25 protein-coding genes are annotated in these 25,214 nt (G+C 37.8%); 11 read left to right on the top strand and 14 right to left on the bottom strand.

Going from position 1 to position 25,214, the window contains the following annotated elements; all coding sequences use genetic code 11:
- Nucleotides 1-340: 340 nt before the first annotated feature.
- On the bottom strand, nucleotides 341-781 hold the full coding sequence (gene argR / locus HMPREF3249_RS03440) for an arginine repressor (RefSeq protein ID WP_003027809.1): 441 nt from the start codon (nucleotides 779-781) through the stop codon (nucleotides 341-343).
- Nucleotides 782-883: 102 nt separating this feature from the next.
- On the opposite strand from argR, the gene argS reads away from it, so the two are divergent.
- Complete coding sequence (gene argS, locus HMPREF3249_RS03435) at nucleotides 884-2,572, top strand: arginine--tRNA ligase (RefSeq protein WP_070867489.1); 1,689 nt, start codon at nucleotides 884-886, stop codon at nucleotides 2,570-2,572.
- A gap of 54 nt (nucleotides 2,573-2,626) precedes the next feature.
- On the opposite strand, the gene nrdI is transcribed toward argS, so the two are convergent.
- The 4 genes from nrdI to malQ form a co-directional block, all read right to left on the bottom strand.
- Nucleotides 2,627-3,082 carry a class Ib ribonucleoside-diphosphate reductase assembly flavoprotein NrdI gene (gene nrdI, locus HMPREF3249_RS03430; protein WP_003027811.1) on the bottom strand — a complete coding sequence of 152 codons (456 nt, stop codon included), beginning with the start codon at nucleotides 3,080-3,082 and terminating at the stop codon, nucleotides 2,627-2,629.
- 75 nt (nucleotides 3,083-3,157) lie between these two features.
- Nucleotides 3,158-3,667, bottom strand: coding sequence for an ABC transporter permease (locus tag HMPREF3249_RS03425; RefSeq protein WP_003027812.1), 510 nt, complete (start codon nucleotides 3,665-3,667; stop codon nucleotides 3,158-3,160).
- A gap of 159 nt (nucleotides 3,668-3,826) precedes the next feature.
- Nucleotides 3,827-6,085, bottom strand: coding sequence for a glycogen/starch/alpha-glucan family phosphorylase (gene glgP, locus HMPREF3249_RS03420; protein ID WP_059221619.1), 2,259 nt, complete (start codon nucleotides 6,083-6,085; stop codon nucleotides 3,827-3,829).
- A 25-nt stretch (nucleotides 6,086-6,110) separates the two neighbouring features.
- On the bottom strand, nucleotides 6,111-7,634 hold the full coding sequence (gene malQ / locus HMPREF3249_RS03415) for a 4-alpha-glucanotransferase (RefSeq protein WP_070867488.1): 1,524 nt from the start codon (nucleotides 7,632-7,634) through the stop codon (nucleotides 6,111-6,113).
- A gap of 328 nt (nucleotides 7,635-7,962) precedes the next feature.
- Between malQ and HMPREF3249_RS03410 the strand changes: the two genes are divergently transcribed.
- The 6 genes from HMPREF3249_RS03410 to pulA all read left to right on the top strand — a co-directional run bounded on the left by HMPREF3249_RS03410 (nucleotide 7,963) and on the right by pulA (nucleotide 15,429).
- Nucleotides 7,963-9,222: an extracellular solute-binding protein gene (locus HMPREF3249_RS03410; RefSeq protein WP_059221623.1), complete on the top strand. Its 1,260-nt coding sequence runs from the start codon at nucleotides 7,963-7,965 to the stop codon at nucleotides 9,220-9,222.
- Between the two features lie 73 nt (nucleotides 9,223-9,295).
- Nucleotides 9,296-10,591, top strand: coding sequence for a sugar ABC transporter permease (locus HMPREF3249_RS03405; RefSeq protein WP_003040644.1), 1,296 nt, complete (start codon nucleotides 9,296-9,298; stop codon nucleotides 10,589-10,591).
- A gap of 1 nt (nucleotide 10,592) precedes the next feature.
- Entirely contained in the window at nucleotides 10,593-11,435 is an 843-nt protein-coding gene (locus HMPREF3249_RS03400; protein ID WP_059221625.1) for a sugar ABC transporter permease, read from the top strand.
- Between the two features lie 95 nt (nucleotides 11,436-11,530).
- Nucleotides 11,531-12,343, top strand: a complete 813-nt coding sequence (locus HMPREF3249_RS03395) for a hypothetical protein (RefSeq protein ID WP_059221627.1) — start codon at nucleotides 11,531-11,533, stop codon at nucleotides 12,341-12,343.
- Between the two features lie 10 nt (nucleotides 12,344-12,353).
- Nucleotides 12,354-13,340 (top strand): LacI family DNA-binding transcriptional regulator, encoded by a 987-nt coding sequence (locus HMPREF3249_RS03390; RefSeq protein ID WP_003027820.1) that lies wholly within the window; start codon nucleotides 12,354-12,356, stop codon nucleotides 13,338-13,340.
- Nucleotides 13,341-13,353: 13 nt separating this feature from the next.
- Nucleotides 13,354-15,429 carry a type I pullulanase gene (pulA, locus tag HMPREF3249_RS03385; RefSeq protein WP_003040717.1) on the top strand — a complete coding sequence of 692 codons (2,076 nt, stop codon included), beginning with the start codon at nucleotides 13,354-13,356 and terminating at the stop codon, nucleotides 15,427-15,429.
- Between the two features lie 102 nt (nucleotides 15,430-15,531).
- Here pulA and HMPREF3249_RS03380 read toward each other — a convergent pair whose 3' ends face one another.
- The 4 genes from HMPREF3249_RS03380 to hisS all read right to left on the bottom strand — a co-directional run bounded on the left by HMPREF3249_RS03380 (nucleotide 15,532) and on the right by hisS (nucleotide 19,893).
- Complete coding sequence (locus HMPREF3249_RS03380; RefSeq protein WP_003040789.1) at nucleotides 15,532-16,467, bottom strand: YitT family protein; 936 nt, start codon at nucleotides 16,465-16,467, stop codon at nucleotides 15,532-15,534.
- Nucleotides 16,454-18,208, bottom strand: coding sequence for an aspartate--tRNA ligase (aspS, locus tag HMPREF3249_RS03375; RefSeq protein WP_003040611.1), 1,755 nt, complete (start codon nucleotides 18,206-18,208; stop codon nucleotides 16,454-16,456). Before aspS ends, HMPREF3249_RS03380 begins: the two co-directional genes overlap by 14 nt.
- 118 nt (nucleotides 18,209-18,326) lie before the next feature.
- Nucleotides 18,327-18,533, bottom strand: coding sequence for a hypothetical protein (locus tag HMPREF3249_RS03370; RefSeq protein ID WP_003027825.1), 207 nt, complete (start codon nucleotides 18,531-18,533; stop codon nucleotides 18,327-18,329).
- 79 nt (nucleotides 18,534-18,612) lie between these two features.
- Entirely contained in the window at nucleotides 18,613-19,893 is a 1,281-nt protein-coding gene (gene hisS, locus HMPREF3249_RS03365; protein ID WP_049533401.1) for a histidine--tRNA ligase, read from the bottom strand.
- 228 nt (nucleotides 19,894-20,121) lie between these two features.
- On the opposite strand from hisS, the gene rpmF reads away from it, so the two are divergent.
- Both rpmF and rpmG read left to right on the top strand, forming a co-directional pair.
- Nucleotides 20,122-20,301: a 50S ribosomal protein L32 gene (rpmF, locus tag HMPREF3249_RS03360; protein WP_049533400.1), complete on the top strand. Its 180-nt coding sequence runs from the start codon at nucleotides 20,122-20,124 to the stop codon at nucleotides 20,299-20,301.
- Nucleotides 20,302-20,316: 15 nt separating this feature from the next.
- Entirely contained in the window at nucleotides 20,317-20,466 is a 150-nt protein-coding gene (gene rpmG, locus HMPREF3249_RS03355; RefSeq protein WP_003026692.1) for a 50S ribosomal protein L33, read from the top strand.
- A 128-nt stretch (nucleotides 20,467-20,594) separates the two neighbouring features.
- Here rpmG and HMPREF3249_RS03350 read toward each other — a convergent pair whose 3' ends face one another.
- From HMPREF3249_RS03350 to HMPREF3249_RS03330, 5 genes are all read right to left on the bottom strand, one after another.
- The gene (locus tag HMPREF3249_RS03350; protein WP_049533399.1) at nucleotides 20,595-20,978 is read right to left on the bottom strand and encodes a hypothetical protein; all 384 of its coding nucleotides are present in this window, start codon (nucleotides 20,976-20,978) and stop codon (nucleotides 20,595-20,597) included.
- A gap of 1 nt (nucleotide 20,979) precedes the next feature.
- Nucleotides 20,980-21,567 carry a toxin-antitoxin system HicB family antitoxin gene (locus tag HMPREF3249_RS03345; RefSeq protein WP_049533398.1) on the bottom strand — a complete coding sequence of 196 codons (588 nt, stop codon included), beginning with the start codon at nucleotides 21,565-21,567 and terminating at the stop codon, nucleotides 20,980-20,982.
- Nucleotides 21,554-21,811 carry a hypothetical protein gene (locus HMPREF3249_RS03340; protein WP_016397345.1) on the bottom strand — a complete coding sequence of 86 codons (258 nt, stop codon included), beginning with the start codon at nucleotides 21,809-21,811 and terminating at the stop codon, nucleotides 21,554-21,556. Before HMPREF3249_RS03340 ends, HMPREF3249_RS03345 begins: the two co-directional genes overlap by 14 nt.
- A 123-nt stretch (nucleotides 21,812-21,934) precedes the next feature.
- Nucleotides 21,935-22,255, bottom strand: coding sequence for a tyrosine-type recombinase/integrase (locus HMPREF3249_RS03335; protein ID WP_080977785.1), 321 nt, complete (start codon nucleotides 22,253-22,255; stop codon nucleotides 21,935-21,937).
- Nucleotides 22,256-22,423: 168 nt separating this feature from the next.
- Nucleotides 22,424-23,287 (bottom strand): cation diffusion facilitator family transporter, encoded by an 864-nt coding sequence (locus HMPREF3249_RS03330; RefSeq protein WP_049533139.1) that lies wholly within the window; start codon nucleotides 23,285-23,287, stop codon nucleotides 22,424-22,426.
- Between the two features lie 170 nt (nucleotides 23,288-23,457).
- Here HMPREF3249_RS03330 and HMPREF3249_RS03325 point away from each other — a divergent pair, with 170 nt between their 5' ends.
- Nucleotides 23,458-23,979, top strand: coding sequence for a TetR/AcrR family transcriptional regulator (locus HMPREF3249_RS03325; protein ID WP_070867487.1), 522 nt, complete (start codon nucleotides 23,458-23,460; stop codon nucleotides 23,977-23,979).
- Between the two features lie 65 nt (nucleotides 23,980-24,044).
- Nucleotides 24,045-25,214 carry a CynX/NimT family MFS transporter gene (locus HMPREF3249_RS03320; RefSeq protein ID WP_059221630.1) on the top strand — a complete coding sequence of 390 codons (1,170 nt, stop codon included), beginning with the start codon at nucleotides 24,045-24,047 and terminating at the stop codon, nucleotides 25,212-25,214.

The raw sequence follows: 25,214 nt of genomic DNA, 5'->3' as shown, positions 1-25,214 counted from the left end.
AGTGGGATAGAAAACAATAGTTTCGTAGAAACTTGATTTCGTCGTCCCACATCCGCATAGCTGGGAGTGGGACAGGACTCATCTTGAAAATTTTCAGTTCGTCATCTCACCCCGCAAGGCTTGCTCAACAGTCTGAAAGACTGTTGAGGTGGTGGATAAAGAAAACAAAGTTTTTGTCAAAAGTGTTTTTCCGAGCCTGAAAAACAACAGCTTTGAGACGTGTTTCGCAAGTTCTATCCACCACCTCAAAGCATTGCTTTGAGCAATCAGCTACTGCGTCTTGTTGACTACATAAACAAAGGAAGCTGAGCTCTTTGTCCCAGCCTCATCATTCATTCTCTTAATCCATTTTCTCAAGGAGCTGCTCTTCCATTTGTTTTGCAGCTGCTGTATCACGACAAATAACTAAGAGCGTGTTAGCCCCTGCTACCGTTCCTAAAATCAGCTCACCTTTATTGGCATCCACAAAGTTAGCCAGAATAGAAGCATCTCCTAAGCGAGTATGAAGAACCAAGGAAAATTCCGCCCGAGAAACACCCTCTACATGATAAGACAAGAACTCAACCAAATCGATTTTATTTGTTTCATCTGCTAAAACATAATAAACTTCATTGTTTTTCTTGGCTTTCGTCAATCCAATTTCACGTAAGTCCCGAGAGAGGGTTGTCTGTGTTACAATGATGCCTTGTGCCTTTAAACGATCCTGAATATCTTTTTGTGTACTCAGTTTTTCTTCCTTAATCATTCGCTTAATTAGTTTATGACGTTCACTCTTTTTCATTTTATCCTCAATAATGTATATTTATACTCAAAATTATACCAAAAAATTGAAGATTCGTCAAAAAATATGTTAAAATACTAGTAAAAGACCAAAGGAGAAACCATGGATAATAAACAATTGATTGCAAGTGAACTGGCTAAGGTCATTGACAGCTTAGACCAAGACGCTATTTTAAATTTACTAGAAAAACCCAAAAGCTCAGATTTAGGTGATATTGCTTTTCCTGCCTTTTCTTTAGCGAAAGTAGAACGAAAAGCGCCTCAAGCGATTGCAGCAGATATTGCAGCAAAAATTGACTCAACAAACTTTGAAAAAGTAGTGGCAACCGGTCCTTATGTTAATTTCTTCCTTGATAAATCAAAAATTTCAGCTCAAGTTATCAAAGAAATTGTAAAAGAAGGAAACAACTATGGTCAGCAAAGTGAAGGAAATGGAGAAAACATTACCATTGACCTCTCCAGTCCAAACATTGCAAAACCATTTTCAGTTGGTCATTTGCGCTCCACCGTTATCGGTGATGCTCTTTCTAATATTTTCCGTAAATTGGGTTACAACACCATTAAAATCAATCACTTAGGTGACTGGGGAAAACAATTCGGTCTTTTAATGGTGGCCTATAAAAAATGGGGCAGCAAAGAAGCCGTCGAAGCAAATCCAATTGATGAATTACTGAAACTGTACGTTCGTATCAATGCGGAAATCGAAACAGATCCTGAGCTTGATGACGAAGGTCGCCTCTGGTTCAAAAAATTAGAAGACGGTGATCCTGAAGCTACTGAATTATGGCAATGGTTCCGCGACGAAAGCCTGAAAGAATTTAACCGTATCTACAAATTGCTTGGCGTTGAATTCGATAGTCTGGCTGGTGAAGCCTTCTATAATGACAAGATGGACGAAGGCATCAAAATCCTTGAAGAAAAAGGATTGTTGGAAGAGTCTAAAGGAGCTAGCATCGTCAATCTTGATGATGTCAACCTTCCGCCAGCTATGATTAAAAAATCTGACGGAGCGACACTTTACATTACACGTGATATTGCGACAGCTATGTACCGTGCTCGCACTTACAACTTCGTTAAAAACATTTATGCTGTAGGTCAAGAACAAGCTAATCACTTCAGACAATTAAAAGCCGTTTTGAAGAAGATGGGATTTGACTGGAGCGATGATATGATTCACGTAGACTTTGGATTGGTAACAAAGAACCGCCAAAAATTGTCTACACGTAAAGGAAATATCATCCTTCTTGAGCCAACTCTCCAAGAGGCTATCAGTCGTGCTAAATCACAAATTGAAGCCAAAAATCCTGACCTCGAAAACAAAGAAGCCGTTGCTCGTGCTGTCGGGGTAGGAGCTGTTAAATTCTACGATTTAAAAACAGACCGTCACAACGGTTACGACTTTGATTTGGAAGCCATGGTATCCTTTGAAGGAGAAACAGGTCCATACATCCAATACGCTTATGCACGTATCCAATCAATCCTTCGCAAAGCTGACTTCAAGCCAAGTGCTGAAGCAACATACAGCCTAGATGATGCTGAAAGTTGGGAAATCATTAAACTGCTACAAGATTTTGCCCGTGTTGTCAAACGTGCAGCTGACAATTATGACCCTTCACTCATTGCAAAATATGCGATCAGTCTTGCACAAGCATTTAACAAATTCTACGCACACACTCGTATCTTGGACGAAAGCCCTGAACGTGACAGCCGTCTGGCTCTCAGCTACGCAACAGCTGTTGTTCTAAAAGAATCTCTTCGTCTTCTCGGCGTTGATGCTCCAGAAAAAATGTAATTTTCTAACCCTATCAAAAAATCCTATCGGTATTTACAACGATAGGATTTTTTATTACATTCCGTATAATTCTTCAATTTTCAGACCAATTCGTTTGACATCTTCATTCAAGCCACGAAGTTCAAATGTGTCCAAGACTGGAAAGTCAAATCGCTCTGCATATTGCTTAGCTGTTAAACAATATTGGTTGTTAAAATTACGATTACCACTACCAACAATGCCAAAACAGCGTTTGTAATTTTCTTCAAAAGCGATAAAGTCACCTAAATCATTGGTAAGAATCTCCACATCTCCATTATCCAAACCATTCCCACCTTCTAAGTAGGTTGGCAAAAAGGCTACAAAGGGCTGAGACATGGCGTAAAATGGTCGCTCCTCTTTCACCATATCTTTTATATCCACCTGCTCAATCTCAACATTTTCATGTCGCTCTTGCAAAAAAGCAGACAAACGTTTGATAAAACTCGCTGTGTTGCCACTTAAGCTAATATAAACTAAGGAAATCTTCATATTTTCTCACTTTCTAAAAATAAAACACATCTATCATTCTCTTAAAATTTTAAGCTGATAGATATGTGTTGTCAACTATTGTAATTCTTCTTTTGCTAAGTCTTGTTGCTGCCGTTTCATCTTGAAAAAGACAATAACAAGGAAAAGAATATTAAATGCAAAATAAATAATGGTCAAAACTCTTGTCGATGAGATTGCTGTGGCACGCATCGTTTGATCTTTATAAAGATTGTTGAGTGGCATACCACCGATATAATTGTAAATTGTCCCAATAATTCCTAATAACACATAAGCAATATAGGCAAAATTAGCGTATAAAATGTTTTTCTTGACGATAAACACAATAGCAGCAATCAACAATAAAATTGAAAGGACAACTAATATTTTATGCGGAATATTATGAAGAAAGACAAGACTTCTTTCAGTTACTTCCACGATTTGCTTCACAACCGTTTCAGACAGTCCTTTATAAGAACTTGTATTCGTTATTTTTTCACTGCCAAAAAAGGTTCCTACAAATGTAAAAGATGATAGAATGGCTGATAGTGTCAGCAAGACATATAGATAAATTGGTCGTTTTTTCACAATAATCCTCCTCGTTGTGAAAAAGTTTTCAGTTTTATTTATTATAACGTACGCAGTCAAAAATGGCAACAAAAATAAACAAAAGTTTCACTAGTGTCCTTTATTTTTTTCAAACAAAAGCCCCTCAACTACCAATCAAGGGGCCTATTCGCTATTGAACTAGTTCAAATGCCAAATTTCATCGTTATATTGAGCAATCGTACGGTCAGCAGAGAAGAAGCCTGCTTTTGCAATATTGACAAGAACTTTTTCAAGCCAAACATCACGGTCTTCATGATCCGCAAACATGCGTTCTTTTGTTTCGATATAATCTTCCAAGTCAAGAAGCGTCATGAACCAGTCTTTGTTGATTAATTCATTGTAAAGTCGCTCCAAGCGCTCTTTCTTACCAACTGCAAGAACGGCATCGCTGACAATGAAATCAACCAGCGGTTTGATTGCTTTACGAGCATAGAATTCACTTGACTTATAAGCTTCTTTGGCATACAAATCAATAACTGTTTCAGAATCTTCACCGAAGATATAAATATTGTCATCGCCGACTAATTCATGAATTTCAACATTCGCACCGTCTGAAGTACCAAGCGTTAAAGCACCATTTAGCATGAATTTCATGTTACCAGTACCTGAAGCTTCTTTAGAAGCAAGGGAAATTTGCTCAGAAATGTCACCGGCTGCAATTAAGAAGCTAGCTGCTGTTACATTATAGTTTTCAACCATAACGACTTGCAAGTACGGAGAAACTTCTGGGTCGTTAGCAATTACTTCTGATAGGCAAAGGATTAAATGAATAATATCTTGCGCAATCGTGTATGCTGGAGCAGCTTTCCCACCAAAGAAGACTGTAATTGGACGCGCAGGAATGTTTCCGGCCTTGATATCCAAGTATTTGTGAATGACATAAAGAGCATTCATTTGTTGGCGTTTATACTCGTGAAGACGTTTGATTTGGATATCAAAGATTGATTCAGGATTGATTTCAACACCTTGGTGCTCTTTCAAGTGACGAGCTAATTTCCGTTTGTTGTGAGCTTTGATTTTTTCAAGTTCAGCTTTCACATCAGCCTTACCAGAAAATTCAAGTAAGTCTTCTAATTTTGAAGCATCATGGTGCCAATCGCGACCAATCAAGCTATCAATGTAATTTGACAAGCGTGGATTTGCATGCATGAGCCAGCGACGGAAGGTGATTCCGTTTGTTTTATTGTTGAATTTTTCTGGATAAATATCGTAAAAGGCTTTGAGTTCTGAGTTTTTCAAGATTTCTGTATGAAGAGCAGCAACCCCATTGACACTATATCCATAGTGAATATCCATGTGAGCCATGTGCACACGATCGTGTTCATCAATGATTTGAACAGCTGGATCTGCGTATTCAGCCTTCACGCGCTTATCCAATTCTTTGATGATTGGAACCAAGTGTGGAACAACTTCTTCCAAGAATTCAAGTGGCCATTTTTCAAGCGCTTCAGCAAGAATTGTGTGGTTTGTATAAGCCGTCATATTCTTAACGATATTGATTGCTTCATCAAGAGAAATGCCACGTTCTGTCAAGAGACGAATCATCTCTGGAATGACCATAGATGGGTGTGTATCGTTGATTTGGATAACAGCATAGTCAGCCAAGTCATGAAGATTGCTACCTTTTTCAATCGCTTCATCAATAATCAATTGTGCGCCATTTGACACCATAAAGTATTGTTGGAAGATACGGAGCAATTCACCTTGCTTATTACTATCATCTGGATAAAGGAATAGAGTCAAATTACGAGCAATATCTGTCTTATCAAAGTCAATCCCATCTTCAATGATACTTGCATCTACTGAGTCAAGGTCGAACAGACGAAGACGGTTTTTAGTAGCTGTTTTGTAACCAGGCACATCAATATCGTAAAGAGTTGATGTTAAAGTGAAATCAGCAAATGGTACTTGATAGCTACGGCTTGATTTTACTAACCAATTTTGCTCTGTTAACCAGAAGTTTGGTACTGCCGTTTGCTCATTATTTTTCAAAACTTGTTGGAAAAGACCAAAGTGATAGTTCAGACCTACACCGTCTCCATTCAAACCAAGTGTTGCGATAGAATCAAGGAAACAAGCAGCCAGACGTCCTAAACCACCATTACCAAGTGAAGGTTCTAATTCTACTTCTTCCACTTCAATCAAGTCTTTACCAGCATCTGCCAACTCTTTTTTGACATCATCATAAAGGCCAAGATTAATGAGGTTGTTTGACAACAGTTTTCCAATCAAAAATTCTGCTGAAATGTAATATAATTTCTTTTTACCAGTATTAACTGGCTTTTGTGCACTAGCCAATTTTGTATAGTTTAAAAGGGCAATATACAATTCTTCATTGCTACATTCAGCAATTTCTTTTTGATAAGTTTGTTGGATAAATTCTTGTAAATTTGACATTTTTTCTCCTACCTAGAAAAGAACGTTACAATTCATTCTCTTTCTTTAATAATTTTTTATTTAAACGACGATATGTTTTCGTCAAGCTATATAACTCTGCTTCAATCACAGGGTCCAATTCATCTGCTGTCATACGCCATGACCAATTGCCACCAATGCTTGATGGATAGTTCATGCGAGCTGAGCCGTCTAGTTCAAGCAAATCTTGCATGGTTGCAATTGCCATAAAGCTGACAGAAGCAAAGATAGTCCGTAGCATAGCATGAGGTACTGTTTCATATTCTTTACGATTAGTATATTGAGCCATATATTCACGTGTGGCATCATCAATTTCATCGCGATACCAACCAAGTACCGTGTTATTATCATGCGTACCTGTGTACATGACAGAATTGTTAGGCGCAAGATGTGGACTATCAATACTTTCAGACTCTGGATTAAAGGCGAATTGAGTGACTTTCATACCAGGGAAGCCTGTTTTTTCCCGCAAAGCAATCACTTCGTCAGTCATAAAGCCTAAATCCTCGGCGATGATGTTTAGTTCACCCAATTCTTCCTTCACAGCTTTAAACAAAGCATAATCAGGACCTTTCACCCATTTACCAGGAGCGGCTGTATCGGATCCAGCAGGGATTTCCCAATAAGATTCAAAACCACGAAAATGATCGATACGAACCACATCGTAGATTTTGAAACTCTCACGTAAGCGTTCAATCCACCAGCTATACCCATCTTCATCCATTGCCTTCCAGTCATAAATTGGGTTTCCCCAAAGTTGACCGGTCGCAGAGAATTCATCTGGCGGACATCCTGCTACACATGTAGGCTGTCCTAATTCATCTGTTTTAAAGAAATGCGGTTGCGCCCAAACATCACAGCTATCAGCTGCCACATAGATTGGCATATCGCCAACGATTTCAATATGATGTTCGTTAGCATAATTTTTCAATTCTAACCATTGTTTGAAGAAGAGATATTGCGTAACACGATGATAGGTCAATCGATCAGCTAGCTTTTCGCGATAAGTTGCCAAGCTAGACGCTTCACGACGACGTACCGCTGCATCTGGCCATTCCGTCCAAGCTTTCAAGTCGAAATGCTCTTTAATCGCCATGTATTCAACAAATACTTCAAGCCAAGATGCATTATCTGCTACAAATTTTTCATAAGCCGCTAAATCTCCGCGTTCTAAGAAACGTTTCACAGCTTTTTCTAAAACCGGTCTACGATTGTTGAAAACTTTCGCATAATCTACTTTTCTTGGATCTTGTCCAAAGTCTAAACCGTCAAGATCACTTTCAGTAAGTAGACCCTCTTCAATCAGTCGGTCAAAATCAATAAAATGTGTATTTCCCGCAAATGCAGAGAATGATTGGTAAGGAGAATCTCCATAACTGGTCGTGCCTAAAGGCAAAATTTGCCAGTAGCGTTGCTTTGTTCTTACCAAGAAATCCACAAAATCGTAAGCACTTTTCCCAAATGAGCCGATTCCGTATTTTCCTGGAAGAGAAGAAATATGCATGAGAACACCACTTTGACGCTCTTTCATCTTATCACCTCAATAAATTTTTCTGTTAAATTTTGCATTCATTTAACGAAAACGTTTGCGTTGATTTGATTATAACTTAATTCCGGTCTGTGTGCAACCATTTTTCTAGTTTTTTTGTAAATTTTTAAAATATTTTGGACAATTGAATCATTTTCTTCTATATTTTATCAAGATTTTTGGAGTGGAAAATAAAAAATTTTCAAGATTTTTAAAAAAAGTGTTGCAACCGTTTTCTGTTTGTGGTATACTAAGTATAGTTTAAGAAAACGTTTGCGTAAACTATTTTAAATTGTTATCTTATTATTTTATTCTTTAGGAGGAATAAATCATGAAACGTAAAATGTTGAAAAGTGCTGCAGTTCTTGGAACTGTAGGGTTGGCTAGCTTGCTTTTAGTAGCTTGCGGAAGTAAAACAAGTAATTCTTCTTCTAGCGACGGCAAGAACATTACAGCCTACGTAGAAAAACAATACGAAGGCTACATGAAGAAAGCTGCTGCTGCTTTTGAAAAAGAAACTGGTACAAAAGTTACTATTAAGACAGGTGACCAACTTAAAGGTCTTGAAAATCTTTCACTTGACAACCAATCTGGCAAGGCTCCAGACGTTATGATGTCTCCATATGACCGCGTAGGTAGTCTCGGTTCGGACGGCCAACTTTCAGAAGTGAAACTTGACAAAGGTTCAATGACTGACGACACAACAAAAGCACTCGTAACTACAAAAGGTAAGACTTATGGCGCACCTGCTGTTATCGAAACATTAGTAATGTACTACAATAAAGACCTTGTTTCTAAAGCTCCAACTACATTTGCTGAATTAGAAGAACTTGCAAAAGACAGCAAATATGCTTTTGCTAACGAAAATGGCAAAACAACTGCTTTCCTCGCGGACTGGACAAACTTCTATTATACTTATGGTCTTTTAGCGGGTAATGGTGGATACGTCTTTGGTAAGAACGGTACCGATCCTAAAGACATTGGACTTGCAAATGACGGTTCTATTAAAGGTATTGAATACGCTAAATCTTGGTACGAAAAATGGCCAAAAGGAATGCAAGATGCTAAAGGGGCTGCAAACTTAATTCAAACTCAATTCCAATCAGGTAAAACAGCTGCTATCATTGAAGGCCCTTGGAAAGCTGCATCATTTAAAGAAGCTAAAGTGAACTATGGTGTTGCCACTATTCCTACACTTCCAAATGGCAAAAACTATGAAGCCTTTGGTGGAGGTAAAGCTTGGGTCATCCCTGCAGGATCTAAAAATGCCAAAGCAGCTCAAAAATTTGTTAATTTCTTGACTTCGACTGAACAACAAAAAGCTTTCTATGATGCTACAAACGAAGTACCTGCAAACACAGAGGCTCGTAAATACGCTGAAGGAAAAAATGATGAATTAACTTCAGCTGTTATTAAACAATTCCAATCTGCTCAACCTATGCCAAATATCTCTGAAATGAGTACTGTATGGGATCCAGCAGCAAGTATGCTCTTTGATGCTGTAAGTGGTAAAAAAGATACTAAAACCGCTGTAAATGATGCCGTTAAATTGATTAAAGATACTATCAATCAAAAATTTGGTAAAAAATAAAACAGATTGAGGTAGGATAGAACTCGATTGGCAGCACCAGTCGAGTTCTATATTTTAGAAAAAGGAGACTCTGATGACTACACAACAACAGCCACGTAAAGCATTGCTGCTCTCCCTCATCCCAGGACTTGGGCAAATTTATAATAAACAAAAAGCAAAAGGGGCTATCTTTTTAGGAGTTACCATCTTATTTTTGATTTACTTTTTCGCCATTGCTGCTCCTGAGTTAGGAAACTTAATTACTCTCGGTGAGGTGCCTGGACGCGATAACTCTCTTTTCATGTTGATTCGTGGTGCATTCCACTTTATTCTTGTCATTGTTTATTTCATCTTTTATGCTCTCAATTTAAAAGATGCTTATACTATTGCGAAACGTTGGAATAATGATTATCCAGTTCCTACGACTTTCAAAGATATGTTAAAAGGAATTTACGCTAATGGTTTTCCTTACCTATTGATTATTCCTTCATATATTGCAATGACTTTTGCTATCATTTTCCCTGTATTGGTCACTCTTTTAATCGCCTTTACAAACTATGATTTCCAACATCTGCCTCCAACCAAGCTCTTGGATTGGGTTGGCGTGACAAACTTCACTAATATTTGGCGACTTAGCACTTTCCGCTCTGCTTTTGGAGCCGTTCTTGGTTGGACTATTATCTGGGCACTGACTGCCTCAACCGTCCAAATCGTTATTGGTATTTTTACCGCTATTATTGCAAACCAACCATTTATTAAAGGGAAACGCATTTTCGGCGTTATCTTCCTACTGCCTTGGGCTGTCCCAGCATTTATCACTATCTTAACTTTCAGTAACATGTTCAACGATAGTATCGGTGCGATCAATACCCAAGTCATTCCGCTTCTTGGTAAAGTATTGCCATTCTTAAATGGACATTTGATTCCTTGGAAAACAGACCCAACATGGACAAAAGTTGCTTTGATTATGATGCAAGGTTGGCTTGGATTCCCTTACATTTATGTATTGACACTTGGTATCTTGCAATCCATTCCAAACGATCTTTACGAAGCAGCTTACATTGATGGTGCAAATGCATGGCAAAAATTCCGCAATATCACTTTCCCAATGATTTTAGCAGTTGCTGCCCCTACACTCATCAGTCAGTATACTTTCAACTTCAACAACTTCTCTATCATGTACCTCTTTAATGATGGCGGTCCTGGTACAGTTGGTGGTGGTGCAGGTTCGACCGACATCCTCATTTCATGGATTTATCGTTTAACGACAGGTGCAGCTCCTCAATACTCAATGGCTGCTGCGGTAACACTTATCATTTCTCTTATCGTGATTTCAATCTCCATGATTGCGTTCAAGAAACTACATGCATTTGATATGGAGGATGTGTAAGATGAATAATTCTATTAAATTTAAACGCCGTTTAAACCACTTCCTAACTTATTTCTATTTAGTGGCTTTATCTATTATCATTATCTATCCTCTCTTGATCACGATTATGTCCGCTTTCAAGACAGGGAATGTCCTTGCGTTCAAGTTGGATACTGATATTAATTTCAGTTTTGAAAACTTTAGCAAGCTCTTTACCGAAACTCTATACGGTACTTGGTACTTTAACACCTTAATCATTGCCATCTTGACAATGATTATCCAAACAAGTATAGTTGTACTAGCTGGTTACGCTTATAGCCGTTATAATTTCCTCGCTAGAAAACAAAGTTTGATTTTCTTCTTAATCATTCAAATGGTACCAACAATGGCAGCCCTTACTGCCTTCTTCGTTATGGCTTTGATGTTAAATGCGCTCAACCACAGTTGGTTCCTCATCTTCCTTTATGTCGGCGGTGGTATCCCAATGAACGCTTGGCTCATGAAAGGATATTTTGATACTGTGCCTATCTCGCTTGATGAGTCCGCTAAATTGGACGGTGCTGGGCACTTCAGACGCTTCTGGCAAATTGTACTGCCACTCGTTCGTCCAATGATTGCTGTACAAGCTCTCTGGGCTTTCATGGGACCATTCGGAGACTACATCTTATCTAGTTTCTTACTTCGTGAAAAAGAATTCTATACAGTTGCTGTTGGTTTACAAACCTTTGTTAGTGATGTGAAGAATTTGAAGATTGCCTACTTCTCAGCAGGTGCTATCTTGATTGCCTTGCCAATCTGTATCTTATTCTTCTTCCTACAAAAGAACTTTGTATCTGGTTTAACAAGTGGTGGCGACAAGGGATAATCTTGTCCCACCCTCTTTTATTTATAGTTGTATGATAGCCAATAAACACAGTTTATTGGTCGTCACCTGATTATAAATTTTAGAAAGAAACGCTTATGCTACCTTATCCATTTAATTATTTTTCTAGTATTTCCGGTTTTAAAAAGCCTTTTGTTAATCGCAAATCACTTACATGGTTTCAGCTGATTTTTACAAGCATTTTTTTAATTTCTCTATCGATGATTCCGGTCGCCATGCAAAACGCATCTCTCAAAACTTATCCGCTCACTACTTTCGTAGACGGTGTTTTTGATCCTATCACAAAGGAGGCGATGACTGATATCACAAAAAATGCTAAAATTGAAAATCATCAATTTCACTATTCTGGTCAGCAATCAACTCACAATAGCAAAGCAGGCACTATTCTTCTAGGACAAAAACAGTCTACCTTAGGAGAAAAACTAACACTTGCTTTTGGATCCAAACAACTGATTATCAGTAAAAAAGGAAGAAAACTAGCAGAAATTCAATACCAGCATATTAATCAAGCTACTTTGAAAGATAAAGCCGCTCTGAGTGCTGCCATTTCTCAAGACTGGTTCCAACAAAATCGTGTGACAGTCAGTCTATTTTTGATTCTGATTTCAGGATTTCTATTGGCATTAAACTTCTTTATTATCCTTCTAGGTGCTACTTTTTTCCTTTATTTAACGAAAAAATCCCGTCTCTTCTCCTTTAAAACAGTCAAAGAATGCTATCACTTTGCTTTGAACTGTTTGGGATTGCCAACTTTGATTGCTGTTGCAGTAGGGTTATTGTTCGGTCAAGCCATGACCACTATGATTACCATTCAAAACATTCTTTTTGTTCTTTATCTCGTCATTATTTTCTATCGGACACATTTCCGTGATGAAAAAATGAAAAAGTAGGAGGTTTTTTATGCGAGTTACTATTAAAGAAGTTGCTAAATTGGCAGGAGTTTCGCCTTCTACCGTTACCCGTGTGATTCAAAACAAATCCAGCATTAGCGATGAAACAAAAAAAAGAGTCCGCAAGGCTATGAAAGAATTGAATTATCACCCTAATCTCAATGCACGTAGTCTTGTTAGCAGTTACACACAAGTCATTGGGATTGTTTTACCTGATGATTCAGACACTTTTTATCAAAATCCGTTCTTTCCTTCTGTTTTCCGCGGAATTGCTCAGGTGGCTTCCGAGCATCACTACGCTATCCAAATTGCAACCGGGAAAAATGAAAAAGAGCGCATGGAAGCCATTTCCCAAATGGTTCTTGGCAAACGAGTAGACGGACTCATCTTTCTCTACTCTCAAGAAAATGATCCACTAGTGAAAATGGTCAGTGAAGAACAATTTCCTTTCTTAATTTTAGGAAAATCGCTTTCTCCGTTTATTCCTTTGGTGGATAATGACAATATCCAAGCTGGATATGACGCAACAGAATATTTTATCAAAAAAGACTGCCACAATATTGCTTTTATTGGTGGTAGCAAAAGACTATTTGTAACGCAAGATCGCTATAAAGGGTATCAAAAAGCACTAGAGGATTATCACTTAGAGCTTGACCCTCAAAATACAGCCTTTGCAAATGAATTTTTGGAAGACAAAGGATATCAATTTACCAAGCGCCTTCTCAGTCATGATACAAAAATTGATGCTATTATCACAACAGACAGTATGCTGGCAGAAGGAGTTTGTAATTATTTAAATGAAAATCAATTGTCTGTTCCCACTCTAGCCTTTGACTCTATTAAACCCAAACTTGATTTAACAGCTTATGTAGACATTAACACATTAGAGCTAGGGCGGGTTTCGTTCAAGACTATTCTACAAATTATCAATGATACCAAAGAAAATCGACAAATTTGCTATCGCCAATTGATTCCACATCGCATTATCGAACGATAAAGAAAGGAAGTTTATGGCTTTCCGAACATTCCAAGCCTATTTAGATGACCAAAGTCTCATCACTATTGAGTTAGAAAAACAATTTTATGCCGAACCATTACAATTTACAATTGAAACGGTTGATCGTGCAGAAACTTTACGGATAAGAGCTGTAGGAGAACATGACAACTTCGTGCAATACCGTCTTGCTCCTCTTGAGCCGTTAGATTTAACCAGTCATTATTGGATTTACGACCAAGATCGCAATAAAACTTTCTTACAATTTCGCCATATTGTGAGAAAACCGATTTTTGACCAAACATTTACCTACAACGGAAGCGATTTAGGGGCTCATTATACTCCACAAGCAACTATTTTTAAGCTTTGGGCACCAATTTCTGAACAAGTATTGCTTCATTTGCAAAATGACATTTACCCAATGATGCTCGGAGAAAAAGGAGTTTGGCAAGCAGAAGTCTCTGGAGATTTTGATGGGGCGGCTTATTACTATCTACACAAAGTGAATGGTCATTGGGTGGAAGTACACGATCCTTATGCCTTATCTTCAGAAAGCAATTCTGGCGTTAGTTATGTTGTCAATCCAGAGAAAATTACTCGCCCAATTCACCGAGCAGCAACACAAATTCCAATAACAAAAGCTGTTATCTACGAGATGAGTGTGCGAGATTTTTCCATGCAAAAAGAAGCTGAGTTTTCTTACCCTGGTAAATTCAAATCCCTAACAGAGTCTCCGCAATTGCAAGAGCATACTTTAGGAATGGATTACATCAAACAGCTTGGAGTAACCCACATTCAGCTCATGCCTTTGTATGATTTTGGCAGCGTTGATGAAAATCATACAGAACTCGTGTATAACTGGGGCTACGACCCTATGCAATACAATCTTCCTGACGGTAGCTTTGCAACGAATCCACATGATCCTTATACAAGAATCGTTGAATTGCAAGAAGCAATCGCTACTTATCATCAAGCCGACATTAGTGTTATCATGGACGTCGTTTACAATCATGTCTACGATCCTAAAGCCTATGCTTTTGAAAAAATCGTCCCAGGCTATTTCTTCCGCTACGATCACAACGGCAATTTGACAAATGGGACTTTCTGTGGGAACGATGTGGCAAGTGAGCGGGCAATGGTTCGTAGCTATATTAAGCATTCCCTCAAACAATGGCTAACTCTTTATGGAATGGATGGCTTCCGCTTTGACCTCATGGGCATTCTAGATATGGAAACCATGAAGCAGATTGCAGAGGAATTGAAGTTTCTTTATCCAAATGTTTATTTGTATGGAGAAGGGTGGCGTATGGCTACCGGACTGGATAGCAATCGGCTTGCACATCAATTCAACGCCGCTCAATTACCAAACTATGGTTTTTTCAGCGACCACTTCCGCAATACAATCAAAGAAACGATTTTAGAAGGCAGTCAAATCCAAGATCCTAAACCAATAGATACAATAGAAAATGTATTGACGGCTAATGTTGGATTAACGGAAACAGCACATTTTATTGCACCCCAGCAAGCTATCAACTACGTAGAATGCCATGATGATGCAACGGCTTTTGATTATTTTACAATTAAAAAGCCAGATATCTCTCTAAATAAGCGGTTAGCAGATGCACGACTTGCTTTGCATATTACTTTGTTAGCTCAGGGAGTACCATTCATCCATAGCGGGCAAGAGTTTTTCCGCAGTAAAAACCTCATGGATAATACTTATAATGCTCCAGACACCATCAACCGTCTTGATTGGCTACGCTCCATTGAATATGAGAAAGACGTAGATTTTATTCGCCAGTTAGTCCAATTCAGAAAAGCAAATCCGCTCCTCAGTTTGGAAACAAGAACAGAAATTAAAGATTACTGTTCTATCGAATGGCTAACTGATTCTGTGGTTGAATATAAAATTAAAGAAAAAGAAGATCAAATCACAATCCTCATTAACTTTGGAAACGAAGCATTTAGCTATCCAAATCAGGATAAACAAGCTATTTTTATCAACTACCCAGAGATCAGCCTTGACGTTCCTCTCAATACTAACAAAGATTCCTGTACTGTCCCTGCAAAACAAGTTCTCGTACTTAAATAATCGTAACATCTGTTTTATTTGTCTCGCACTAAAAACCACGAGACAGACTGAAAGTCATATAACAAAAAACATCAGATTGGCTAAACAAACCAATCTGATATTTTATTCTTCTACGAAACGTCCAAGAATGTGAACATTATCTGCTACCGATACAAAAGCATGCGGATCGGTTTTACGCATAATATGTTTAAATTCATTAAATTCAGCACGCGTAATGACTGTAATCAAAACAGTCTTTTTCTCATGATTGTAAGTTCCTTCTGCACCATTAACCATGGTTGCACCACGATGCAATTTGTTATGAATTTTATCAATAACTTCTTCGGGATGACTGGTAATAATCATCGCCTGCATCTTCTTTTGCTTAGTAAAGACTGCATCTGTCACACGGCTTGACACAAAAATCGTAATCATCGAATATAGTGCATATTTCCAGCCGAAAGTCACACCGGCAATAATCATAATCATGCCATTGACCATAAAGGAAATATTTCCCACATTTCTGCCGGTTTTCTTCCGAACCGTCAAGCTGACAATATCCGTCCCACCACTAGAAATATTGGAACGCAAAGCAAAGCCGATTCCCATTCCCATGATGACCCCACCAAACAAGGCATTGATAATCGGGTCATTTGTTAAACTCACTTCAGGAACAAACTGGATAAACAGCGAGCTCATGGAAACGGTTATAAAAGTAAATACCGTAAACTTGTGCCCAATTTGATACCAAGCCAAAATCATCAGCGGGATATTGATGAGGTAGAAAGTCACAGAAACCGGAATAGTAAATCCTAAAAAACGTGTACTTAAAGCAGCTAAAATCTGTGCCAATCCAGTCGCACCACTTGAATAAACATGTCCCGGTTGAAAGAAAAGATTCACTGCAACCGCAGATAGAAAACCATAAATGAGCGAAGCAGAAATCTTTTCATCGTATTTCTCACGAGAAATACTCTTAAGTACTCGTATCAACTTAAAATCATAGGCTAGACGGCGCAAATAATAACGCAATCGTTTGTAAATCTTACTTTTCTTCATGAGTTTCTACTTGTAAACTTAATTCTTCAAGTTGTTTGGCGTCAACTATGCTTGGTGCCTGAGTCATTGGATCACTTGCTTTGTTGTTTTTAGGGAAAGCAATCACTTCGCGGATATTTTCCTCACCAGCCAGCAACATGACAAAGCGATCGAGGCCAATTGCCAGTCCACCATGTGGCGGGAAACCATAATCCATTGCTTCTAGCAAGAAACCAAATTGATCAGTAGCTTCTTCTTCAGAAAAACCAAGGGCTTTAAACATTCGTTCTTGCAAATCTTTGTGGTTAATACGAAGACTTCCACCACCCAATTCATAACCATTCAAGACAATATCATAAGCAATAGCACGAACCCTGCTCAAATCACCTTCTAATTCATGGGCTGTGTCCGCTTGTGGAAGAGTGAAGGGATGGTGTGCACTCATATAACGACCTTCTTCTTCCGACCATTCAAACATTGGCCAATCCACAACCCAAAGGTAATTAAATTTCGATTCATCAATCAAGCCCAACTCTTTTGCCAAACGTATACGCAAAGCACCTAGTGCTGCATTGGCAACTTCTAGAGTATCCGCTACAAAAAGAACCAAATCATTGTCTTCAAGCTGTAAAGCATTTGTCAAGTCACTTGTCAAGTCTTTCAAAAACTTAACAACTGGTCCATTTAGTTCACCTGATGCCACTTTCACCCAAGCAAGTCCTTTTGCTCCATACTGTTTTGCTTGCTCTGTCAACTTATCTATATCTTTTCGCGAATAGCTGTCAGCTGCATTTTTCACAACAATAGCTTTAACGGCTGGTGCTTCTGAGAAAACTTTGAAGTCAATTCCCTTGACAAGATATGTCAAGTCTTGCAATAGCATCTCAAAACGTGTATCTGGTTTATCACTTCCATACAAAGCCATTGCATCATCATATTTCATTCGTGGGAATGGTAATGTAACCTCAATCCCCTTCGTTTCTTTCATCACTCGAGCAATCAAGCCTTCTGTAATATCTTGAATTTCTTGATCAGACAGGAAAGAAGTTTCTAAGTCAACTTGTGTAAACTCTGGTTGACGGTCTCCACGCAAATCCTCATCACGGAAGCATTTTACAATTTGATAATACCGATCAAATCCAGCATTCATCAACAGTTGCTTGGTAATTTGAGGGCTTTGTGGCAGAGCATAGAAATGACCTTGGTTCACTCGACTTGGTACCAAATAATCACGCGCCCCTTCTGGAGTTGACTTAGTAAGAAACGGCGTTTCCACATCAATAAATTCAAGCTCATCTAAGTAATTGCGGATAGAATGTGTTACCTTAGCTCGCAATTTCAAATTTGCCAACATTTCAGGACGACGAAGGTCTAAATAACGGTAACGGAGACGGGTATCATCATTCGCTTCAATACCGTCTTTGATTTCAAATGGAGTCGTTTTGGCCGTATTGAGAACTGTCAGATTCTCCACGTGTAGTTCAACAGCTCCCGTTGCCAATTTATCATTCGCCTGCGTACGGGCTTCTACTTTTCCAGTCACTTCAATCACATATTCGCTTCGTAAACTTTCAGCGATTTCCATGACTTCTTTAGCCACATTTTCAGGATTGATAACTAGCTGCATGATGCCTTCACGGTCGCGCAAATCAATGAAAATCAACCCTCCCAAGTCACGACGACGGGACACCCAACCTTTCAAAGTGATTTCTTGACCAACATGTTCACTACGAACACGCCCAGCATACATTGAACGTTTCATTTTTATTCTCCAAACTTTTAATTCTTTTACTATTTTACCACAAAAGCGACGAAAAAGAAGATATGCTTTTCAAAATCTTCATATCTTAACGTAATATTTCACAAAAGAAGATGACGACTCACCTCTTACTTTCTTTGTCATATAATTCAGGATGCAAAACCTTGACCACATAACTTGATGCTAAGCGCAATAGCCCTGCTGCTAAGCCAAAAATCGGTGCTAAAAACCGAAAAAAGAAATCCCCTCTCACAAAATAGGCAATTCCTCCTATAATCAAAAAAACAATTAGAAACTGAATTACAGACGGAATGATTATTTTTTTCATTGTTCTCTCCACTTCTACTTCAACATTCTACTATGTTATGAGAAAAAAAGCCATTTGACTGGCCTTCTCCCTTTTTAAATTAAAACCCCAGTTGTTCAAAAATTGTTTGAAAATCTTCTTGAATCTGATTTAAATCAACCGTTAATTCTTCACGAGTATGATTGTTTTTGACGGTAACTTGGTTACTTTCAATTTCACTTTCGCCAAGAGTTATCAACACTTTAGCAGAAAAAGTATCTGCTGACTTGAATTGCGCTTTCAACTTACGGTTTAAATAATCACGTTCAGCTGTAAAGCCTTGCTTGCGAAGTGCTTGTGCAATTTCCAAAGCTTTGTTATTAGCACCGTTTCCCAAAACTGCAACATAAACGTCCAAACTATCCTCTAGCGGCAAGACTACACCCTGCTTTTCAAGAACAAGAAGCAGGCGCTCCACGCCCATTCCAAAGCCAAAACCAGCCGTTGCTGGTCCGCCAAAATAAGCAACGAGGCTATCATAGCGGCCGCCTGCACAGATTGTCAATTCATTGCCCGCCACATCTGCAGTAAATTCAAAAATCGTATGATTGTAATAATCCAATCCGCGAACCATGTTGGTATTGATAACATAAGGAATTTTTAGTGATTCCAACATCGAACGCACAGCTTGAAAATGAGTTTGGCTTTCTTCATCTAGATAATCCAGGATAGAGGGTGCATTTTCAACAGCGAGTTTATCTTCTTTTTCCTTACTGTCTAGCACACGGAGAGGATTTTCTTCCAGACGACGCTGGCTATCTTTAGAAAGACTGTCTTTCAGCGGCGTCAAATAATCAATCAATGCTTGACGGTAAGCGGCGCGACTCTCTGCATTCCCCAAACTATTCAACTGCAACGTTACACCTTGAATACCAATTTCATTGAAAAATTGAGCTGCCATGGCGATTGTCTCCACATCAGTCGCAGGATTGTTGGATCCAAAACACTCTACACCAATCTGATGAAACTCACGCAAACGTCCAGCCTGAGGACGCTCATAACGAAACATAGAGCCCATATAATAAAGTTTCACCGGCTTTTGGACTTCTGGTGCAAAGAGCTTATTTTCCACATAAGAACGTACAACTGGTGCTGTTCCTTCTGGGCGTAATGTGATATGACGGTCGCCTTTGTCATAAAAATCATACATTTCTTTGGTTACAATGTCAGTCGTGTCTCCAACAGAACGACTAATCACTTCATAATGCTCAAATAGCGGGGTGCGAATTTCTGCGTAATGATATTTTTTAAACGTTTTGCGAGCAAATTCTTCTACATATTGCCATTTGACAGACTCTTGAGGGAGAATATCCTGAGTCCCTTTCGGTTTTTGTAATTTCATAGCTTTCCTCTTCATTCATATAATATAATTATTTTACCACAAGTAACAGATTTTGAGGACAGTTTCGGTATATTTTCTCTGAAAAGCTAGCACGCTCTGCTATTTTACAAAAAGTAAAAGAAAATCTGTCAAGTAACTTTACTTTACAAAATTTTTTTGATATACTATTACAGTTGATGAAAATCAAAGAGATTGAATCGAACTTATATTAAAAGGAGAATAAAGAAAATGGCAGTACCTGCACGTCGCACTTCAAAAGCGAAGAAAAACAAACGCCGCACTCACTACAAAATTACAGCTCCATCTGTACATTTTGACGAAACTACTGGAGATTACTCACGTTCTCACCGTGTATCCCTCAAAGGATACTACAAAGGACGTAAAATCGCCAAAGCTGCAGCAGAATAATAGAAGGGAGCTATCATGCGCGTAAATATCACACTTGAACACAAAGCATCTGGTGAACGCTTGTACCTTACTTCTAAAAACAAACGCAACACTCCAGACCGTCTTCAATTGAAAAAATACTCACCAAAATTACGTAAACATGTAGTGTTTACAGAGGTGAAATAATTGAGATTAAAAAAGCCTATGAAATCAACGTTTCAAAGGCTTTTTCTTTTGGCTTTAGCAAAATAACTGAATTTTAACTGATTAAATATTCCATAATGATATATGAATAATAAAAAAACGGATAACTTCTAGTCTTGATTAAAATCTAAATTTGGTATCAGAACAGCTCCATATGCACCCTCAGAAAACATACCAATATATAATCTAAACTTCTCTATCATTGGTGTAATAAGTGCTTGTTGAAATTCATTATCCTGCGAAATATCTTCTGGTAAATCTGAAGCTAAGACCGAATATATGGCATCAATGTCAGCAATAACTCGATACTGACTATCTGGGTAAGAAATTTCCATCTTTATCAGAATAAGTTGATTCTCTTGTCCTTCTTCTCTGTCAGGAAGATTTAAATTAATTGAGGCTCTTCCATCTTCTTCAACTTCTCCTGTGTTATGAATATTAAATTCGAATTTACTAAATGTTATCCTTCTTATCTCAATATTTTTTGACTTCATTTTAACCTCCAATAGACCATGAAACTACTTTATTATCTTGTAATCTATTATTAGTAATATTCTGCTCTTTATATGGTTGTATTTTTTCAGATTGATTTTTTATAATGATTGTTTGGTGAATATGTTGCTCTGGTGTAGAAACCTTTTCCACAATGGTTTGACTAATTTTTTTAGTCATATCTTTAAATTGCTCTGTTAGCTGTTCAACAACATTTTGAGTTTGTTTGAATAACCCATCGTTAATCAATTGTACTATAGTTTGATTTAAACTGACTCCTTCAATTTCAGAGCGTTCTTTAACATCTCTATGTAATGTTTTAGGTAATCTTAGCGTTATTTTTCCACTATACTCTTCCAGAGAGTTCTCAAGAGGTTCTTTAATTTTTCTCCCCCACTCAAGATTGGCCTCAATCCAGTCTGCTTTAGCTAATTCAATTTCATCATAAACTTCTTCTAAAGATTCACCATAAACGATTAGTCCTGGTAACTCTTTAATAGAGGCAGTAAACAATAATTCACCCTCATCATAAATTTTTTCAATTAAAATCGGATAGTTCAATCCAAGATAATATTCTTTATCTTTCATCATTTAAACCCTCCTCCAATTCTATCACTTTCTCAATCATTTTTATAACCTTTTTCACATAAACTGGCTTTATTGGCTTATGTCGCGGTATTGGATAACTTTCTTCCAACAAGGCATGAGAGGTTATTGAATGATTGGTTCCTTGCTTCCACATAAAACCATATTTTTTACACAGAGATTCTAAGCGTTCAGGGGTAACAGATTTGGGGTTATTTTTTATTTTTTGCAACTCTTTTTCCTTGCCCATGATGTACCTCATTTATAGCGACACTATATATGGTGTCATATTAATTATATACAAAAAGGTTGACGATTTCAAGAATTTCTTTTATTTTCAATAAAATAACTGAATTTTAAGTGATTATAATCATTAAGAGATAATTTTAGCTAAATCTATCATGGCTTGTTCAATCTTATCCTTTCCTTTTTGCATAACATGAAGATAGATTTTTTCTATCTCTCTACTATCCTCTGAATGTCCTACAAATTTTCGAATCACGTTTAGACTTACATTTTTATCTGCCATAACTGAAACAAAGCTATGTCGAAACATGTGAGGAACTATGTGAACAGGTCTGCCAAAATCAACTAAGTCATCAATATCTTTATAAGGTTTTCCACTTTTTTTGTTGTATTTCGCAGACTGACTTGAACCACCTTGCAGGAACATTGAAATTTCTGTATGATACAATGAGCTACCTTGCTGATTCTTACATTTAATATACGTGATACTAGTTTCCATATTTTAATTTATAAGTAAAATAATCAACCATCTTATGAAAGTAGAATTTTCAACAATCATAAAAAAGAAAACATAAAAATAAAGAGTTTAAAACATCTGTCTTAAACTCTTTATTTCTCACTGTTGCTCACCAATACAGCATTCTTCATGCTCATCTAAACTTTCGTCTGTCTGAATGGTTACTTTTGTAATTCCATACATTTTGAGATGTTGGCGAATGCGCTGCTGAGTTTCTGCTTGTTGTTCGAGATGTTTCATGCAAATATGAATCATCGCAAATTTTTCTAGCCCATCGGTTGTCCAAACATTTAGCTGAGTGATTGTTTGGATATTCTCGATTGTTTGAATCTCTGCATAAAGATCATTCAAGTTCACATCACTCGGTACGTGATCAAGAAAGATTTGAACATTTTCCCAAAACTTTGGCAGTGCTTTACTCAAGATAAAAGTCGAAATGATGAGCGAAAGCAATGGGTCAAGGAAATACCAGTTTGTAAAGCGAAGAATAAAGGATACGAAGATTACAGCCAACCAGCCTAAAATATCTTCTAAGAAATGCAGACTCAGAATGGATTCATTGTGTGTATGTCCATGGCTAACCACTCTGCTGGCTGCAAAGTTGATTACAATTGCAAAAATTCCTAAGACAAGCATACCGTCGTAGTTCACCCGTTCAGGCGCAAACAGCTTGGGAACATTTTCAACCAGAATGAGAATAGATCCCACTATCAAAATGGTAGAGGTCAACATAGCCCCCAGCAAACTATACCGTTTATACCCTAGTGTGTATTTCTTATCATCTCGTCTGTTGGAAATTTTTTCAAAAAACGCCGACAAGCCAATCGCTAAGGCATCTCCTGTATCATGTACCGCATCTGCCAGTACAGCACTGGAGTTAAATAGAGCTCCAAAGATAAATTCAATAATCGCAAACGAAAAATTTAACAGAAATGCAATCCAGACATTTTTACTTGATTTCATTATTGTCTCCTTCTAATCGCACATTGAGATTTGATTTTATTTATTATATAATGTATTCAAAACAAAACACTTTGTTCAATTATATTATCTACTATTTTAACGGAGGAAACAAGAAACAAATCTAATGCTTCGTTTGATAGTGTACATTTAAGGAGATTTGTTCGGAAACGATGGATAGACGAGTTAAAAAATCACGCGCAGCCATTTATCAGGCTTTTCTCACTCTTTTGAATCAAAAAAGCTATGAGTCCCTCACAGTTCAAGAAATCATTGATCTTGCAGATGTCGGTCGGTCGACTTTCTATGATCATTTTGAGACAAAAGAGGCACTACTTGAAGAAATGTGCCAAGATTTGTTCCAGCATACGTTTGTTGAGCGCTACCAAGCAAGCGAACTTTTTAACGCAACAGCTCATATTTTTTACCATTTCAGGAAAAACCAAGATAAAATAGCCACTTTATTATTATCGAAAAACATCTATTTTATCAATCGTTTAAAATTAGAACTAGAGCATTATCTTTTTCCTCTCATTCGCGAAAAGCTATTGATACAAAAGTCTGATTTACCAGAACCATTTTTAAAAAACTATGTCACGACAACTTTTATCGAAACGGTTACTTGGTGGTTGGGACAACGAAATAAAATCGATGAAGCCACTATTACAGCCTACTATCTTGAGCTAATGCACTAATATAGGGCTATAATTTTGGTTATCGCTATGGTATAATTTTTTTAAGAACCCTTCTAGGAGAATTTATGAAAAAACAACATTCTATCTTTTTATTACCAGGAATTATCATGATGGGTGTCGCTTTGCGGACGCCCTTTACAACGCTTCCAACTGTCTTAACAGACATTGCCAACGGGCTTCATGTTTCAGTTAATTCCCTCGGTCTTTTGACCAGTCTGCCCTTAATCATGTTTGCTCTCTGCTCTTCATTTTCGGCGCGTTTAGCGAGCAAAATTGGGCTCGAACGGCTTTTTACTCTCGTCCTTGCTCTGCTTACCATTGGATCCTTCATTCGGATTTTTAATCTACCACTTCTTTATGTGGGGACGATTCTCATTGGAGTTTCCATTGCAGTACTTAATGTTTTACTTCCAAGTGTCATCCAAGCCAATCAACCGCATCGGATTGGACTCTTGACAACCATGTATGTAACCTCTATGGGGCTATCAACCGCTATTGCTTCTTCTATTGCAGTGCCGATAACAAAAGCAACTTCATGGCAAGGTCTTGTCCTTTTTTTGACAATGGTTTGTCTTTTAGCATTTTTGATTTGGCTACCAAATACATCTTATAACCATTTCTTAGTGAACAAAAATAAAGAGCACCAAGGTAGCTCTATCTGGAAAAATAAAAAAGTTTGGGCTATTATTATTTTTGGTGGCTTGCAATCATTGCTTTTTTATACTTGCCTAACCTGGCTACCAACTATGGCAACACAAGCCGGCATTTCAAATGCTTCTGCTGGAGTTCTAGCCTCTGTCTTTAACTTGATTAGTCTACCTTTTTCAATGACCATTCCTAGCTTGACAACACGGCTATCTCCTCGTCATCGTATGATAATGTTAGCAATTATCTCTGCTGCAGGTGTCTTTGGCATTAGCATGCTCTTAATTCAAACGAATGATTTCTTTTATTGGCTTATTGCCAATATCCTCATTGGGTCAGCTGTGAGTGCTCTTTTCCCATATCTTATGGTTACTTTTTCAACAAAAACGAGTAGCCCTGAACAAACTGCTCAGCTATCTGGCTTAGCACAAACAGGTGGTTATTTACTAGCTGCTTTTGGACCAGCTCTATTTGGTTATAGTGCCGATTTCTTCCATTCTTGGCTACCTGCTGTATGTGTCTTGCTCATTCTTACAATCATTATGATTATTGCCCTCTTTTATGTAGAAAAATCTGATCAAATTTTATAA

Source organism: Streptococcus sp. HMSC36C04 (assembly GCF_001839535.1).
Lineage (GTDB): Bacteria > Bacillota > Bacilli > Lactobacillales > Streptococcaceae > Streptococcus > Streptococcus hominis.
Note: the sequence above shows the minus strand (reverse complement) of the source record. Positions and strands in the feature narration are given on the sequence as shown.

Bases quoted from the DNA above. Each gene is read 5' to 3' on its own strand.
- argR (WP_003027809.1), bottom strand. From the start codon at position 781: ATGAAAAAGAGTGAACGTCATAAACTAATTAAGCGAATGATTAAGGAA.
- argS (WP_070867489.1), top strand. From the start codon at position 884: ATGGATAATAAACAATTGATTGCAAGTGAACTGGCTAAGGTCATTGAC.
- nrdI (WP_003027811.1), bottom strand. From the start codon at position 3,082: ATGAAGATTTCCTTAGTTTATATTAGCTTAAGTGGCAACACAGCGAGT.
- glgP (WP_059221619.1), bottom strand. From the start codon at position 6,085: ATGTCAAATTTACAAGAATTTATCCAACAAACTTATCAAAAAGAAATT.
- malQ (WP_070867488.1), bottom strand. From the start codon at position 7,634: ATGAAAGAGCGTCAAAGTGGTGTTCTCATGCATATTTCTTCTCTTCCA.
- HMPREF3249_RS03410 (WP_059221623.1), top strand. From the start codon at position 7,963: ATGAAACGTAAAATGTTGAAAAGTGCTGCAGTTCTTGGAACTGTAGGG.
- HMPREF3249_RS03405 (WP_003040644.1), top strand. From the start codon at position 9,296: ATGACTACACAACAACAGCCACGTAAAGCATTGCTGCTCTCCCTCATC.
- HMPREF3249_RS03400 (WP_059221625.1), top strand. From the start codon at position 10,593: ATGAATAATTCTATTAAATTTAAACGCCGTTTAAACCACTTCCTAACT.
- HMPREF3249_RS03395 (WP_059221627.1), top strand. From the start codon at position 11,531: ATGCTACCTTATCCATTTAATTATTTTTCTAGTATTTCCGGTTTTAAA.
- HMPREF3249_RS03390 (WP_003027820.1), top strand. From the start codon at position 12,354: ATGCGAGTTACTATTAAAGAAGTTGCTAAATTGGCAGGAGTTTCGCCT.
- pulA (WP_003040717.1), top strand. From the start codon at position 13,354: ATGGCTTTCCGAACATTCCAAGCCTATTTAGATGACCAAAGTCTCATC.
- HMPREF3249_RS03380 (WP_003040789.1), bottom strand. From the start codon at position 16,467: ATGAAGAAAAGTAAGATTTACAAACGATTGCGTTATTATTTGCGCCGT.
- aspS (WP_003040611.1), bottom strand. From the start codon at position 18,208: ATGAAACGTTCAATGTATGCTGGGCGTGTTCGTAGTGAACATGTTGGT.
- HMPREF3249_RS03370 (WP_003027825.1), bottom strand. From the start codon at position 18,533: ATGAAAAAAATAATCATTCCGTCTGTAATTCAGTTTCTAATTGTTTTT.
- hisS (WP_049533401.1), bottom strand. From the start codon at position 19,893: ATGAAATTACAAAAACCGAAAGGGACTCAGGATATTCTCCCTCAAGAG.
- rpmF (WP_049533400.1), top strand. From the start codon at position 20,122: ATGGCAGTACCTGCACGTCGCACTTCAAAAGCGAAGAAAAACAAACGC.
- rpmG (WP_003026692.1), top strand. From the start codon at position 20,317: ATGCGCGTAAATATCACACTTGAACACAAAGCATCTGGTGAACGCTTG.
- HMPREF3249_RS03350 (WP_049533399.1), bottom strand. From the start codon at position 20,978: ATGAAGTCAAAAAATATTGAGATAAGAAGGATAACATTTAGTAAATTC.
- HMPREF3249_RS03345 (WP_049533398.1), bottom strand. From the start codon at position 21,567: ATGATGAAAGATAAAGAATATTATCTTGGATTGAACTATCCGATTTTA.
- HMPREF3249_RS03340 (WP_016397345.1), bottom strand. From the start codon at position 21,811: ATGGGCAAGGAAAAAGAGTTGCAAAAAATAAAAAATAACCCCAAATCT.
- HMPREF3249_RS03330 (WP_049533139.1), bottom strand. From the start codon at position 23,287: ATGAAATCAAGTAAAAATGTCTGGATTGCATTTCTGTTAAATTTTTCG.
- HMPREF3249_RS03325 (WP_070867487.1), top strand. From the start codon at position 23,458: ATGGATAGACGAGTTAAAAAATCACGCGCAGCCATTTATCAGGCTTTT.
- HMPREF3249_RS03320 (WP_059221630.1), top strand. From the start codon at position 24,045: ATGAAAAAACAACATTCTATCTTTTTATTACCAGGAATTATCATGATG.